This is a genomic window from Devosia sp. GW821-FHT12F11 (assembly GCF_058806655.1).
The window spans coordinates 493,960-508,601 of sequence record NZ_JBXAPX010000002.1 but is presented as its reverse complement, the minus strand read 5'-3'; the positions used below and the strand labels follow the sequence as shown (position 1 = coordinate 508,601).

At 66.3% G+C, this 14,642-nt stretch carries 16 protein-coding genes; 8 read left to right on the top strand and 8 right to left on the bottom strand.

The features are described from left to right. Positions 1-44: 44 nt before the first annotated feature. The 8 genes from AC1ROK_RS08045 to AC1ROK_RS08010 all read right to left on the bottom strand — a co-directional run bounded on the left by AC1ROK_RS08045 (position 45) and on the right by AC1ROK_RS08010 (position 8,996). Positions 45-1,133, bottom strand: a complete 1,089-nt coding sequence (locus AC1ROK_RS08045; protein WP_492845595.1) for a VWA domain-containing protein — start codon at positions 1,131-1,133, stop codon at positions 45-47. A gap of 4 nt (positions 1,134-1,137) precedes the next feature. Continuing rightward, positions 1,138-2,079: a DUF58 domain-containing protein gene (locus AC1ROK_RS08040; RefSeq protein WP_492845593.1), complete on the bottom strand. Its 942-nt coding sequence runs from the start codon at positions 2,077-2,079 to the stop codon at positions 1,138-1,140. Further along, complete coding sequence (locus AC1ROK_RS08035) at positions 2,054-3,073, bottom strand: AAA family ATPase (protein ID WP_492845591.1); 1,020 nt, start codon at positions 3,071-3,073, stop codon at positions 2,054-2,056. Before AC1ROK_RS08035 ends, AC1ROK_RS08040 begins: the two co-directional genes overlap by 26 nt. Before the next feature lie 24 nt (positions 3,074-3,097). Beyond that, on the bottom strand, positions 3,098-4,078 hold the full coding sequence (locus tag AC1ROK_RS08030) for a S1C family serine protease (RefSeq protein WP_492845589.1): 981 nt from the start codon (positions 4,076-4,078) through the stop codon (positions 3,098-3,100). Positions 4,079-4,253: 175 nt separating this feature from the next. Continuing rightward, positions 4,254-5,480 carry an OpgC family protein gene (locus AC1ROK_RS08025; protein ID WP_492845587.1) on the bottom strand — a complete coding sequence of 409 codons (1,227 nt, stop codon included), beginning with the start codon at positions 5,478-5,480 and terminating at the stop codon, positions 4,254-4,256. Further along, positions 5,473-7,203: a glucans biosynthesis glucosyltransferase MdoH gene (gene mdoH, locus AC1ROK_RS08020; protein WP_492845585.1), complete on the bottom strand. Its 1,731-nt coding sequence runs from the start codon at positions 7,201-7,203 to the stop codon at positions 5,473-5,475. The genes AC1ROK_RS08025 and mdoH overlap by 8 nt, the downstream gene beginning before the upstream one ends. 57 nt (positions 7,204-7,260) lie before the next feature. Continuing rightward, positions 7,261-7,404 (bottom strand): hypothetical protein, encoded by a 144-nt coding sequence (locus AC1ROK_RS08015; RefSeq protein ID WP_326869293.1) that lies wholly within the window; start codon positions 7,402-7,404, stop codon positions 7,261-7,263. Further along, a complete protein-coding gene (locus tag AC1ROK_RS08010) occupies positions 7,401-8,996 on the bottom strand; it encodes an OpgD/OpgG family glucan biosynthesis protein (protein ID WP_492845583.1) in 1,596 nt (531 codons plus the stop codon). The genes AC1ROK_RS08015 and AC1ROK_RS08010 overlap by 4 nt, the downstream gene beginning before the upstream one ends. A 158-nt stretch (positions 8,997-9,154) precedes the next feature. Between AC1ROK_RS08010 and AC1ROK_RS08005 the strand changes: the two genes are divergently transcribed. The 8 genes from AC1ROK_RS08005 (at position 9,155) to AC1ROK_RS07970 (ending at position 14,397) form a co-directional block, all read left to right on the top strand. Continuing rightward, entirely contained in the window at positions 9,155-10,315 is a 1,161-nt protein-coding gene (locus AC1ROK_RS08005; protein WP_492845581.1) for a hypothetical protein, read from the top strand. Further along, the gene (locus AC1ROK_RS08000) at positions 10,308-10,898 is read left to right on the top strand and encodes a hypothetical protein (protein ID WP_492845579.1); all 591 of its coding nucleotides are present in this window, start codon (positions 10,308-10,310) and stop codon (positions 10,896-10,898) included. The genes AC1ROK_RS08005 and AC1ROK_RS08000 overlap by 8 nt, the downstream gene beginning before the upstream one ends. A gap of 80 nt (positions 10,899-10,978) precedes the next feature. Next, positions 10,979-11,527, top strand: coding sequence for an SRPBCC domain-containing protein (locus AC1ROK_RS07995; protein ID WP_492845577.1), 549 nt, complete (start codon positions 10,979-10,981; stop codon positions 11,525-11,527). A 5-nt stretch (positions 11,528-11,532) separates the two neighbouring features. After that, entirely contained in the window at positions 11,533-12,342 is an 810-nt protein-coding gene (locus AC1ROK_RS07990; protein WP_492845575.1) for an alpha/beta fold hydrolase, read from the top strand. Between the two features lie 15 nt (positions 12,343-12,357). Further along, the gene (locus AC1ROK_RS07985) at positions 12,358-12,702 is read left to right on the top strand and encodes an ArsR/SmtB family transcription factor (protein WP_055885411.1); all 345 of its coding nucleotides are present in this window, start codon (positions 12,358-12,360) and stop codon (positions 12,700-12,702) included. A 91-nt stretch (positions 12,703-12,793) separates the two neighbouring features. Next, complete coding sequence (locus tag AC1ROK_RS07980; protein ID WP_492845572.1) at positions 12,794-13,465, top strand: SRPBCC domain-containing protein; 672 nt, start codon at positions 12,794-12,796, stop codon at positions 13,463-13,465. A gap of 3 nt (positions 13,466-13,468) precedes the next feature. Beyond that, on the top strand, positions 13,469-13,966 hold the full coding sequence (locus AC1ROK_RS07975) for an SRPBCC domain-containing protein (protein WP_492845570.1): 498 nt from the start codon (positions 13,469-13,471) through the stop codon (positions 13,964-13,966). Beyond that, positions 13,963-14,397, top strand: a complete 435-nt coding sequence (locus AC1ROK_RS07970; RefSeq protein WP_492845568.1) for a YdeI/OmpD-associated family protein — start codon at positions 13,963-13,965, stop codon at positions 14,395-14,397. The genes AC1ROK_RS07975 and AC1ROK_RS07970 overlap by 4 nt, the downstream gene beginning before the upstream one ends. The last annotated feature ends 245 nt before the right edge of the window (positions 14,398-14,642 follow it).

The window sequence follows — 14,642 nt, the reverse complement described above, 5'->3', positions numbered from 1 at the left end:
CGATGACACCCAATCGGCCGGGCCATCGGCAGCGCTGCCGCGCCTTACGCGATCCGCCCGAACCACAGCATCGACAGCGCGGCGGCGGCCATGGCCAGCAAGGCGCCAACGCCGGCGAACAGGAAGGCGATTTCGGTCAGCTTCTTTTCGCTGATCAGCCGGGTGGAGAGCAAGTCGTAGACCCCGGCGAGGTCGGCGGCGCTGGTCGCCTCGTAATACTCGCCTTCGGTGGCATCAGCGATCGCCTGCAGTGTGGTCGCATCGAGCTGCGCCCGCATCGAGCGCCCGCCAAAATCCACCACATCGCCCGAGGCCGAGCCGAACCCGACGGTGAACACCTTCACCCCGTAGTCGCCAGCCAGCCGCCCCGCGGCCACCGGATCGGGTCCGGTGGTGGTGGCGCCATCGGTGAGCAGGATCACCACGGCGCTGTCATACGAGCCGGGCTCGACCGGGATATGCTTGGCCGGCGGCTCGGTCGCTGCCCCGCTCAGCAGCCCGTCGGCCCCGCCGGCCGCGCCGAGGCGTTCGCCGCCGAAGCTTGGCAGCCCAAGCTGGTCGCGCTGGTTGCCGCTGCCGTCGAGGTCGAAATTCTGGTCCGGGAAGATTGTCGCGAGCGCGACCAGCACGCCGGAGCCGACGGCGGTGCCGCGCCTCAAATCGAAACTGTTGATCGCCTGGTACAGCGCCTCGCGGTCGATGGTCGGCGCCTGCACCAATACGGCCGCCGAGGCAAAGGCGACGATGCCGACCTGCACATCGGCCGGTTGCTTGCGGATGAACTCCTTGGCCGCCTCCTGCGCCGCGACGATGCGCGACGGCTCGACGTCGCGGGCCCGCATCGAGCCCGACACATCCATCGACAGGATCACCGTCGCGCGCGACGAAGCGAGTTCCACCACGGCGGCCGGCCGGGCCACGGCAACGATCAGTACCGTGAGCGCCGCCAGCAGCAGGGCAGGGGGCACATGCCGGCGCCAGCCGACGCCCTTGCCCAACGCCTGCTTGACGATGGCGAGGTTGGCGTAGCGCAACGCCGCCTTCTTCCGGCGCCGCAGCAACCAGATGTAGGCGCCGATCAGCAGCGGCACCAGGAGCAGCAGCCAGAGCATGTCCATCCAGATGAAGGTCATCGCATCACCCGTTCGCTAAACTCGCCATCTCGGGCAGGTTGCCGCCACCGCCCAGCCGCGATTGCACCTTGCGCATACTGGCAAAGCGCATCACCGCATCGACCAGATCGTCCGAAGTCGAAAGCTCCAGCACGTCGAGGCCCGCCGCCGCGAAGGCCTCCATCTGTGCTTCCTCGTTGGCTGCCGCCGCGGCGACGAAGCGCCGCCGAAAGCCCTTGTCCACCGTGTCGACGAACAGTTGCTCGCCGGTCTCGGCGTCTTGAAACAGCAGCATGCCGACATCGGGCAGCGCCATGTCGAGCGGGTCGAGCAGCCGTACCGCCACCGCTTCATGCCGCTGGCTGAGCCGGAACAGCCCGCGCTCCCAGCCCGGCTGCGAGATGAAATCGGAGACCACGAAGCAGATCGAGCGGCGTCGCATCACCGACATCGCCCGGCCGATGAAGGCGTTGAGATCGGTCTGCGGCGAGCGCAGCAGCCGCGGGTTGGCCAGCACCTTGTCGATCAGGTGCAGCACATGCCGCCGCCCCGTGTGCGGCGGGATCACATAGTCCGATTGCCCGTTGAACAGGATCGCCCCGACCTTGTTGCCCTGCCGGGTCAACAGCCGCGTCAGCACCGCCGCGAACTCGGTGAGCATCTGCCGCTTGGTCACCTGGTCCGAGCCGAAGTCCACCGACGGGCTGAGGTCGAGCAGGAACCAGGCGGTGACGTCGCGGTCCTCGTTGTAGATCCTGACATGCGGCACCTGAGTGCGCGCCGTGACGTTCCAGTCGATATGCCGGACGTCGTCATAGGTCTGGTATTCGCGCAGGTCGGCGAAATCGAGCCCGAAGCCGCGGAACAGCGTGCGATAATCCCCCTGCAGCAACCCGTCGAGCTTGCGGATCACTGTCCACTCGAGGCGACCGAGGAGCTTTTCAGCCTGCTGCGGCGATGCGGACATGCGCCTCCAGGGGTTTGTCGGGTGCGGGAATGGCCTTGAGCACCTGGCCGATGATCTGGTCCGGTGTGATCGATTCCGAGATCGCCTCGTAGGAGAGGACAATCCTGTGCCGCAGCACGTCGGGGGTGACGTCGAGTACGTCCTCGGGCAGCACGTATTCGCGGCCGCGCAGGAACGCCAGCGCCCGCCCGGCCTCGATCATGTTGATCGAGGCGCGTGGGCTCGCGCCATAGGTGAGGAACCGCTGCATGTCGCCCAGGCCCGCCGCTGCAGGGTTGCGCGTGGCGCTCACCACCTTGACCGCGAACTGGATCAGCGAGGGGTCGACGAACAGGCTGTGGCATTTGGCCTGCAGGGCAACCAGTTGTTCGGTTGTCGCCACTCGCGTCACCGCCTGCATGAGGCCGGTGACGCGCGAGACGATGACGAATTCCTCCTCTTCGCTCGGATAGCCGACGAGGACCTTCATCATGAACCGGTCGACCTGCGCCTCGGGCAGTGGATAGGTGCCCTCGGTCTCGATCGGGTTTTGCGTCGCCATGACGACGAACGGGTTGGGCACCTTGTGCGTTTCGCCGGCGATGGTGACCTGACGTTCCTGCATCACTTCGAGCAGGGCGCTCTGCACCTTGGCGGGGGCGCGGTTGATTTCGTCGGCGAGCAGCAGGTTGCAGAACACCGGACCGAGCGTGGTCGAGAAGTCGCCGGTCTTCTGGTTGTAGATGCGGGTGCCCACGAGGTCCGACGGCACCAGGTCGGGGGTGAACTGCACCCGCTTGAACTTCCCCTGGATCACGTCGGCCAGCGTGTTGACCGTCAGGGTCTTGGCCAACCCCGGCACGCCTTCAACCAGCAGGTGCCCCTTGGCGAGCAGCGCCACCAGCACCCGCTCGAGGAAATGGTCCTGCCCGACCACGACTTTCTTCACCTCGTACAGCACCTGCTCCATCAGTGAAGCGACGGCGGTGCCGGAGTCTTTCGATGTGTCGACCATTTTCTCCGTCGGGGTTTGCGTGAACTAGAGCGGGTTTTCTCCTGCCGCCGCGGCGGCGTTTTCAATCGGCACGGCAAAGCCGATACCGGCAAAGGTCCTGAGGCCGGACGGGTTCAGGATGGCGGTGACGATTCCCACCACCTCGCCGTCGCCATTGACCAGCGGTCCGCCCGAGTTGCCCGGGTTGGCCGCCGCGTCGAACTGAATGAGGTTCTGCAGCTTGGGCTGCCCGTCCTCGGCCAGCGCCCGCCCGAGCCCCGACACCACGCCGGCCGAGGCCGACGGGCCGATGCCGAACGGGAAGCCGACTGCCACCACTTCGTCGCCTGGATTGAGGCCGGCGCTGGTTGCCAGCGTCGCCGGCTCGAGTTCGTCGGGCAGGTTCAGCGGCCGGATGATGGCGAGATCGCTCTCCGGCCGGGCGCCGACGATCATCGCCTCGGATTCGCTGCCGTCCCAGAACTGCACCCGGAGCTTCTTGGCAGCGCCGGCGACGTGCAGATTGGTGAGGATGGTGCCCTGGTCGTCGATCACCACGCCGGTGCCGACCGCGGTGAAGCGTTCGTGGAAATCCTCTTCCACCTTGCCTTCGGCAGGGATCTCGGCCTGGCCCTCGGGCTTGGCCGCAGATGGGTCGTCGGTACTGTCCTCGTAGCCGTCGACCCGCACGACCGACTTGATCACCGTCGCGTAGGCTACCGACTCGATCGATGGCCCACGCGGCCGCTCGTCCACCACCTTGTTGACCGCAGTCATGAACTGCCAGTCGCTGATCCGCTGCGGGTCGGGGGTGACGAGGTCATAGACGCCGATCAGCACAAGCGTCACCAGCGCTCCGGCGCCCACCAGCACCGGACCCTGGTGCCGCTGGTAGAGCCTGCTCCACCATCGACTGGCACGTAACCGCCATGTCAGCTGGGTATCGTCTTCGGGACTGTCGAGGTAGACCGGGCTGACACCATCGCGCCCCACCCAAGCGGAACCGACCCCAGCAGAACCGGCCAAGTTCCGCGGCCTTTGTGACCGGCTATAGAGTGGTCGCCGTCGGGTCACCAAACGCTCCCGCGCTCGAGTACAGGCAATCCCCTCCCTCGATCAGCAGGCTAGTCCCTGCCGCAGCCATGCAGCAAGGCGCAAGGTTGCATCAGCTGTGGTCGCTCTCTGAAATGTGAGAGTTGTGTCAGCCCGTCGGGCGAGCCGCGGCGCGCGCCATTTCCTGTGTGCGGGTCAGCACATAGGCGAGCCCGACCAGGAGCAGCAGGCCAGCGCCGAGCAGCAGCGTATCGAGCAGCAAGCCGCCCGCGATACCGGTCTTTACCACCTGCAGGAACAGGCTCAGCACGGTCCCTGTCGCGAACACCGCCAGCCCCTGCCGTCCCATCAGTCGCAGTGGCGCCATGAGCCGCGATTCGGCGATCCGGTACATCACGGTAAGCGAGGCGACGACATAGAAGAGCGCCAGCGCATGCAGCAGCCGGGGCAGGGCGAGAAAGGTCTTGTCGAACCAGGTGACATAGAACGGCAACCCGAGCTTGCTGAGCAAGCCGAGCCCCTGCCGGCCCACATCGCCCAGTGGTGGGACCTTCACCCACAGCAGCACGAACAACAGGAACGCCGAGGCGAGCCCGAACAGCACAGGGCTTTTCGGCACGAACCGACGCCCCTGCTTCATCGCCATGCCCGACAGCAGGCCGATGACGAACAGGATCTGCCATGAGAACGGATTGAAGAACCAGCCGCCCTGCGTCGGGAAGTTCGGCAGGTTGATGCGGAACTGTCCGGCGATCACCCAGACCAGGATCGAACCAAGCATCGTCTGCACCGGCCAGCGCAAGCCGGCGACGATCACCAGCGGCGTCATGAGCAGCAGCGTCATGTAGAGCGGCAGGATGTTGAGATAGCCCAACTGGTGGGTCAGCAGCGGCAGCCCGATCATCGTCTGCAGCGGGAAGCCGAAGATCGGCGCGATATTGTTCTTTTCCAGCACCTCGTCGAGCCCGAACCACCACGCCGCACCGGCAAAGATGGCGAGCGCGATCATGGTGATGCTCAGGTGCACGAAATAGAGCTGCCGCGCCCGCGCCCACACCTTGGCGATCGCCGGCCATAGCGGCCCGCTGACGAAGCGCCCGGAATAGGCAAGCCCGGCGGCGAGCCCCGACATGAACACGAACGCCTCGGCGGCATCCGAGAAGCCGAAGTTCCGGCTGGTCAGATTCTCGTAGAACGTCCCCGGCACGTGGTTGATGAAGATCATCACCAGCGCCAGTCCGCGGAACATGTCGAGCCGCGCATCGCGTCCTGGGCGCGGCGCCGCAGTGGCCGCATCCGTCGCGGCGAAACCGGCAAAAGCCTTGAGCCGCTCCCGCAGCGGAGCGCGCTTCAGCGTGGCGAGAGTCTCAGGCATGGACGGTGGCCGTTCCGGCAATGGCAGGCTCGGCAAGGGTTGGGCCCGGCTGCGTCCAGCTCAGGAAAATCCGCTGCTGCTCGATGATGATGGGCGCCGGCGCGCTCTCACTGGTGGTGGTGAAGAGGATCGGCTTCCGCCCGCTGGAAATACCATGCGAGGTCGCTGCGATCAGCAAGGGCGCGCCGATCGCCGGCAGCGCCACCGGCAGCAGCCATGGCACCAGGTCGCTCGCGAACGCCGTCGAGATCGCCAGCACCGCGGCGCCCGCCACGGTCACCCACCAACTCGCCGCAAACGCCGTGGAAAGGCTCACCCGGCCTTCGTCGCGGTTGGTCGCGGGCCAGCCGCCGTCAAGCCCGAAGAGGATCTCGATCACCGCCTTGCTCTGGAAGCACAGCATGATCGGCGCCAGCAGCGTTGAGATGACGATCTCCGATATCACCGACAGCGCCGCCCGGATCGTTCCTCCGAACCCCTTGTTGCGACCGCCCAGCGTCGAGCGCATCAGGATCAGGAATTTCGGCAGGAGCAGCGCGATCGCCACCGCCACTGCCAGCACCCAGATGCCGGTCTCGTTGTCGCGCCACCAGTATTTGCTCGGCAGCGCCGCCGCAAGAATGCTCGCCGCCAGCAGCGTCAGCCAGAGCGGTGACGCGGCATAGGCCATGATGCCCTGCACGAACGTGAAGCGGCTCCAGACCTTGAGGTCCGGCGCGCCCAGCACTCGCCGGTGCTGCAGGTTGCCCTGGCACCAGCGTCGGTCGCGCTTGGCATACTCGATCAGGTTCTCCGGGCCTTCTTCATACGAGCCGCCGAGGTAGGGGTCGACCTCGACCTTCCAGCCGGCCCGCGACAACAGCGCCGCCTCGACATAGTCGTGGCTGAGGATGTGCCCGCCATGCGGCGGCTTGCCCGAGAGCACCGGCAGCCCGCAGCTCGCGGCGAAGGCCGGGACCCGCACGATGGCGTTGTGCCCCCAATACGGGCCTTCCTCGCCCTGCATCAGCGCGGTGCCGCGCGCGAAATAGGGCGAGAGATAGGCCGCCGAGAACTGCATCACCCGGCCGAACAGGCTGTGCGCGTGGATCACCTCGGGCACCGTCTGCAGCAACCCGAGACGCGGATCGTCGTCCATGCGCCTCGCCATTGCGGCGATCGTCGCGCCGTCCATCAGGCTGTCGGCATCGAGGATCAGCGCATAGTCGTACGCGCCGCCGGAGCGCGAGATGAAGTCCTCGATATTGCCGGCCTTCTTGCCGACGTTCCGCTCGCGCCGGCGATAGAACATCCGGCCTTCGGCCATCGGTTCGCTCCGCAACTGCTCGAACCAGACGATCTCCTCGGCCGCCACCTCTTCCCGGTTGGTGTCCGACAGGATGGCGAAATGGAAGCGGTCGGCGAGCCCTAGGCTCACGATACTGCGGTTCATCGCCGCGACACGCGAAAAGCTCGCCGCCGCGTCCTCGTTGTAGACGGGCATCAGGATCGCGGTCATGCCCTGCGGTCGCCCGGTGCTGCGCTTGACCCGCTTGGGTGGGGCGAGAATGCCGAGCACTCCGGCGACGCCGCCCCACACCAGCCAGAACCCCACCAGCGTGAACAGCGCCGTGCGCAGCACGTCCAGCAGGCTGGTGCCGTCATTGCCGATGAAGCGCATGTACAGCCAGCCGCCGCCAAGGCTCAGGAGCGCCGAAGCGCCCAGAGCCAGGGCTCGGGTCACGTGGGCTCGTGCCATCTATCGGGGCCCTGCGGACGGCATGGGTGAGGCTCCCTACCGTCAGAAGCGCGGCAACGCGGCGGCGAAGGCGGCGCGCAGCGTCAGGAACAGCGAGCTGCGACGCCGCTCCAGCACCTGCTTGGGCATGGCCATGGGAGCATCGGGAAGCGCGCCCGAGAAAACGTCGGAACGGTCGTGCTTCATGCCAGTGCCCTCCACTGATAGAGCCAAGTTTCGCTGATCGTCCGGCCGGTGCTGACGATGTTGGCCTTGAGCTCGACCGGCTCGCTGCCCTCGATCATCACGTCGAGCGCCAGCCGCCACACGCCATTGGCGTCGACCTTCGACAGCGCCGTCGAGGTGATCTCGCCCGAGCTTGCCGTGGCGACGACATCGAGCTTGGCCTCGGTCGGCATGGCGGTCAGTTCGCCGCCGGCGAAGTCGATGACGAACTTCCTGAGTTTCACGTCATTGGCGACGCCCGACACACCGCCCTGGCCGGCACGGGTTTCCACCACATGCGCCAGCGGCGCATCGTCCCTGGGCAACAGGTCGCCCCAGATCAGCCGGTAGTGGAACTCGCGCGCGTCGCCGGCCTTGATCGGGTCGGACGGCACCCAGAACGCCACGATATTGTCCTCGGCCTCGAGCCGCGACGGCGCCTCGATCAGCCGCACATTGCCCTGGCCCCAGTCGCCGACCGGCTCGACGCGGGCCGACGGACGGCGCTCGTAATGCGCGCCGGCATCCTGGTAGGTCTCGAAGCTGCGGTCGCGCTGGTAGAGGCCAAAGGCCCGCGGGTTGTTCTCCCACAGGTAAGAGTTGCCCAGCTGCGGCGTATTGTTGAGCGGCCGCCAGAACACCTCGCCGCCGTCGCGCTCGACGATCAGCCCGTTGCTGTCATGCACCTGCGGCCGGTAGTCGTCGAAGCTCGAGCGATTGGTCTCGGCGAACAGGAACATCGAGGTGAGCGGCGCGATGCCGATCTCGCCGACATCGGCGCGGAAGAACAGCCGCGCGGTGACATCGATCGCCGTTTCCTGCGCCGTATCGCTCGCCGGGGTGATTTCGAAGCGATATGCGCCGGTGACGCTCGGGCCCTCGAGGCTCGCATAGGCGACCAGCGGCTTGCCCTCGCTCGGGCGTTCCAGCCAGAACGCCGAAAAGCGCGGGAACTCTTCCGGTCCTGCCTGCCAGGAGTTGATCGCGAGGCCGCGGGCGCTGAGCCCGTAGATGTTGTTGCGGCCCAGCGCCCGGAAGTAGCTCGAGCCGAGGAACGAGACCAGCTCGTCCATCTTGTCGGCGACGTTCACCGGGTAATTGATGCGCACGCCGGCGATACCGGGGAATGCCTCAGCCGCGGCCTCCTCGCCCATCGCCTGGTCGTAGAACATGAAATCGGCGTTGGAGAAGCCGAACGGCGATGCCTTGCCGTCAACCACCTCGAACACCCCCACCGGCTCCTTGAACAGCCAGCCCATCGGGAAGGCGTGCACCTGGAAGCCCGAATTGTTGTCGAGCCAGCGTGCGTGCTGCGCGTCGAACTGGATCTTGCGGTAGCCGTCGTAATCGAGGCCCGCGAACAGCTTGGGCAGCTCCGGCACCGCCGCATCGAAAGGCTCGGCCGCCTTCGCACGCATGCGCTCGGTCAGCACATCGTAATCAAACGCTTCCGCTTCGCTCTCCTGAGCGAAGGCGACGCGGGTGAGGGAGGTGGTGGTGAGCAGCGCCGCCGTTACAGCAGCGGCTCGGAGAAAGGCTCGCCGATCGAGCCGATGGTGAGGAACAGAATACATGCACAAACGCTATGGAGGGATCGGGACACCAAACACGAATTCCGCAACGCCGTTGAGCGCCGAAAGTTGTCGCATAGGAGGTATGCACCGGCGGAATGGATATGATTTCGCCGCAATGCGTTAGGAGTTCTGGCTGTTTCCGCACCCGGAATCCTTGAATGAGCGACGCCGTCGCACTGCGTCCCCCCCGAACCCTGCCGCTTGGCGTCGTCCTGATCCTGATCCCGCTGGCTCTGGCCATCGCCGGGCTCGTCATCCGCTACCTGGCCTTTGCCGCCACCGTTCCGGATGCCTCGATCGCCAATTTCGCGCAGGGCATGTGCCGCTGGGATTGCTCCTGGTACGTGAAGCTGTCGCAGACGGGCTACGATCCGTTCCCGGTGCCGACGATGATCAACGCCGGCAATTGGGCCTTCTTCCCGCTCTACCCGATCCTCGTCGCCATCGTCCGCACGCTGACGGGCCTGCAAACCATCGTCGCTGCCACCGGCCTGTCGATCGTCCTTTGTATCGCCTCGGCCCGCGTCGCCTGGCCGCTGCTCGGCAAGGACCTCCGCGCCTACACGCTGTTCTCGGCCTTCCTCCTGGCCGGCCCGTTCTCCATCTGGCTCACCACCTTCTATACCGAGGTGCTGTTCCTGTTCCTCAGCCTCTGCGTCTTCGCGGCGCTGCGGAACAAGCAGTTCCTGCTCGCCGGCATCTTCGCCGCGCTGCTCTCGGCCACCCGCATCGTCGGGGTGTTCATCGTCTTCGCCATTCTCATCGAGATCTGGCAGGCCCACCGCAGCAATGGCGGCAGCTGGCGCGATTTCGTCCCGGCCGTGCTGAAACGCCCCGAACAGCTGCTGGCGCTGTTCATCGCTCCGCTCGGCCTCTTCGCCTACATGGCTTACCTCCACTTCCACATCGGCGACGCCCTGGCCTTCAGCCACGTGCAACGCGCCTGGTCCCGTCCGACGGGCAACCCGGTGGTGTTCGTCTGGAACGCCCTCACCAGCTTCCCGAGGGACGGGTGGGTGCCGACGCCGTCGCAGCAGCTGGCCGTAGCGGTGCTGGTCGGCTACGCCCTGTCGATCGTCCTCCTGGTGAAGAAACGCTACGGCATGGCGGTCTATTCGCTGATCTGCCTGACCCTACCGCTATTCGCCGGCATGGCCTCGGTGCTCCGCTTCACCGCGGCGCTGGCGCCGATGCCGCTGATGCTCACCGAGTTGCTCGCCAGCCGCCGCTGGCTCTTCGCCTTGGCGCTGCTCGGCCTGCTCGCCGGCGGCTACTTCACCACCATCGGCTGGCTGACGGGATATCTGAGCCTTGTCTAGCCCGCTTCGCCTCGCCGCCTACATCCTCGTCGGTCTCCTCGCGCTGTTCGAACTCGGCGTCCTCTGGCTGATGCTGCACCCCAACGTGCCGGCCGATTACCGCGCCTACTACATCGACAAGACCACCACCTGCCTCAACCAGCCGGTCAGCGGCAGCTACACCCTTGGCACCACCGTCCGCTTCACCCCCGAGGACAAAGACGCCGCCAAGCGGATCCGGGTCTGTGGCCTCGAAGGCCCGACCGGCGACGGCAACCATGCCGTCGGCACCAGCGCCCGCCTGCGCTTCACCTATGCCGAGCCCGCCACGGCGCTGACCCTGCAGCTGGCGATGGTCGCGATCCAGAAAGGCGGGGTGACCATCCCGCAACGCGTCGAGATCGTCGCCAACGGCACGCTGCTCGACACCGTCTCGCTCAATGGGCCTGCCCCGCAGCAGTTCTCGCTCCCACTCCCGGCGCCTGCCGATAGCAAGCTCGAGCTGGAGCTGCGCTTCCCCGATGCGGTGCAGATGGGCCCGACCGATCCGGACAACCGCCTGCGCTCGATCAAGCTGCTGTCCGCGGCGCTTCTCCCTACCTGACAGTTTCCTTAACCGATCGGTTGACAACCCTCTTTGTGGGGTGTATTCAACCAATAAGTTATCAACTGAAGGGTTGAGAAATGGACTGCGTCGAACTCACCGGCACCGCGCCGACCAAGACTTCCGCCGTCACCACGCCGGCCAACGATCCTGTTATTCTCATTGCCCGCAGCTTCGAGGCGCCGCGCGCCCTGGTCTGGCGCTGCTACACCGAGCCGCGCCACCTGGTGCACTTCTGGGGCCCCAAGGGCGCCACCAATCCGGTGAGCGAAGTCGACCTGCGCGTCGGTGGCGCCTGGCGCCAGGTGATGCGCTTCGCTTCGGGCAACGAGTATGGCTACACCAGCGCCTATCTCGAGATTTCTCCCGTGGAACGGCTGGTCTGGCGCGATGCCCCCGAGGGTCACCGCTTCGGCGACAAACTGCCGCCGGCCGAGATGGTCACCGAGATGACCCTCACGGAGCAGGGTCGCCTCACCAGCGTCCACATCACCGTCCGCTTCACCTCGCTCGCTGCCCGCGACCAGGCGATCAGCCGCGGCTTTGCCGCCACCGTTTCCGAGGGCAGCGACAAGCTCGACCTCTACCTCTTCACCCTCAGCGCCACCGCGGCGTTCCAGCAGGAGTAAGCGCCATGAACACCTTCACCTCTCGCGACGGCACCCGGATTGCCTACGACGTGCGCGGCTCCGGCCCAGCCATCATCCTGATCGACGGCGCCTGGTGCGGCCGCAATATGGGGCCGATGCCCAAGCTGGCGCCGCTCCTCGCTCCGCACTTCACCGTCTACAACTATGACCGCCGCAGCCGTGGCGACAGCGACGTCTCGACCGACTACTCGCCCGACCGCGAGTACGAGGACCTCGCCGCGCTGATCGACATCGCCGGCGGCTCCGCCAGTCTCTACGGTACCTCGTCCGGTGGTGCGATCGCGTTGTTTGCCGCCGCCCGCGGCCTGTCGGTCGATCGGCTCGCCATCTTCGAGCCGCCTTTCACCGATGTCCCCGGCGGCCGGCCGATGCCGCGTGGTTATCAGGCCGAAGTCGAGCGTCTCGCCGCCGAGAACCGCCGGCCCGACCTCGCCAGGTACTTCATGGTCAAGATGATCGGCATGCCCTCGATCATGATGCCGATGATGCGGCTCAACCCGCACTGGAAGGCGATGCTGCACAACGCCCTCAGCCTGCCGCACGATACCGCGGTGATGGAAGGCTACGGTTTCCCCACCGAGGCGGCCCGCTCGATCCGCGTCCCGACCATCATCATGAGCGGCGACAAGACCTTCAAGCAGCTCAAGGAACCGGTGCGCCTCGCCCGCGAGACTATCCCCGGCGCCCGCTTCGCTTCGCTGCCGGGCCAGAGCCACGATGCGGAGGCCGAGCTCGTCGCCCCCGTGCTGATCGACTTCTTCTCCGGCGCCGAAACCGCGCGCGCCGCTGCCTGACACCAAGAGACCGAAATGACCGACCACCTGTCCACCACGCTTTCCGCCCTCGCCGACCCCACCCGTCGCGGCATCCTGGCCCGGCTGGCGCTCGGCGAGGCCACCGTCAGCGAACTGGCCGAGCCCTACGACATGTCGATGGCCGCCGTCTCCAAGCACCTCAAGGTGCTCGAGAAGGCCGGGCTGATCTCCCGCGGCAAGGAAGCCCAGTGGCGTCCCTGCCGGCTCGAGGCCGCTCCGATGGCCGAGGTCGCGGACTGGGTGGAGAACTACCGCCGCTTCTGGGATGAGAGCCTCGATCGCCTCGGCGATTACCTGGCCGAACTGCAGAAGGGCGACCCCGGCGGCTCCCGGAACTAGCGGAGCGTGATCAGCAAAGGTTGCAGACTTTTGCGGTTCGATCGCGCGACCAACTAGAGACTTTCCCGGGGCTCGCGGAGCCGAAACAAGGATGCAGCGACCCAAGGTCATAGCGCTCTCGGACTACCGCCGGCAGCGCGACGGCGAAGCCTTGCGCCGGAAGCTGGGGCAGGGCGCCGGAACGGAACACTGGTTCGTACTCTACTGGCGGTATTGGGCCGAAAGCCTAGATCGCCTCGACGCCTACCTGATGAAACTCAAGGAGCTGAAAATGGCACTCGACAACTTGAAGATCGAAGCCCCGGCGAACGAACCCATCGTCATCGCCACCCGTGACTTTGCCGCCCCGCGCGCCCTGGTCTGGAAGGTCATGACCCAGCGTGAGCATGTTGCGCGCTGGTGGGGTATGGAGGGACAGAAGAACGTCATCACCGCACTCGACGTCCGCCCCGGCGGCAAGTGGCGCATCGAGTCCCACGCCGGCGACGGCAACGTCTACATCTTCGTCGGCGAGTACCGCGAGGTGAACGAACCCGAGAAGTTCGTCTGGACCTTCGGCATGGAGAACATGTTCTTCGGCAAGACCCTGCTCGAGACCCATACCTTCGAGGAAGACGGCGCCGTCACGCATTACAAGTCAGTCTCGAACTACGACAGCATCGCGGATCGCGACGGAATGGTCGCCTCCGGGATGGAAAAGGGCATGCGCCATGGCTTCGCCGTCATGGACCAGTTGCTCGCCGAACTCATTCAAGAAGCCTGAACCATGCTCTCCGACCCCACCAGCATCCCCAGCGACCGTCGCCTCGAGATCGAACGCGAGTTCGATGCCCCGCGCGACCTGGTCTGGATGATGTTCGCCGATCCGTACCACCTGAGCCAGTGGTGGGGTCCGAAGGGCTTCACCAACCCTGTGGTAGAGCTCGACCTTCGCCCCGGAGGCCGCTGGTATCACGTGATGCGCGGCCCCGACGGCAAGGACTACCCGGCCGATAGCGAGTTCATCGAGGTGACGCCTCCGGAACGCATCGTCTACCGCAACCGCCAGCTCGAGGCGGAAGCCTTCGGCAACAACCCGCCGCCGAGCTTCTTGCGGATCATTACCCTCACCGACCTCGGCAACGGCCGCACCCGGCTGACGCTCGACGCCTATTTCGATACCGCCGCCAACAAGGACGCCGTCGTCCGCCGCGGCTTCCGCGAAGGTGTGCTGGAGAGCTTCGACAAGCTCGCCGCCCACCTCACGACTGGAGCAACGAGATGAAGTTCACCACCACCATCCTCCTGTCCGGCAACAATACCGGCATCATCGTGCCGCCCGAGGTGCGCGATGCGCTCAATGGCGGCAAGAACCCGCTGGTCGTCGTCACCCTCGCCGGCCACACCTGGCGCAGCAAGGTGGCGACGATGGGCGAGTGGCTATTGGTCGGGGTCAGCGCCGAGATCCGCGGCATCACCGGAGTCAAAGGCAACGAGACGCACGAGGTCGAACTGATCCTCGACGACCAGCCCCGCATCGTCGAAGCCCCGGGCGACCTGCAGGCCGCGCTCGACGCCGACCCCGTCGCGCTGGCGGCCTGGAACAAGCTGGCCCCCAGCCACAAGAAGGCCCACGTCACCGCCATCGAAGGCGCCAAGGCCCCCGAAACCCGCCTCCGCCGCGTGCAGAAGGCCATCGAAATGCTGACCACCTAGCCCCGAACACCGGCCTCTCCCTGATCCTCCCCCGCGTGGCGGGGTCCGGATGAGGGCAAACGCCCTCACCGCGGGGGGACCAGCGAAGCTGGTGGAGGGGGCGGCCAAACCCTCAATCATCACCTCCACCAACCCGCCACCCCGCGGGACCGGCGGAGCCATATCCAACCAAGGAGACTTCCAATGCTACGTCGCACCGTCCTTGCCATCGTCCTCCTCACCGGCTTTGCTTCCGCCCTGCCGGT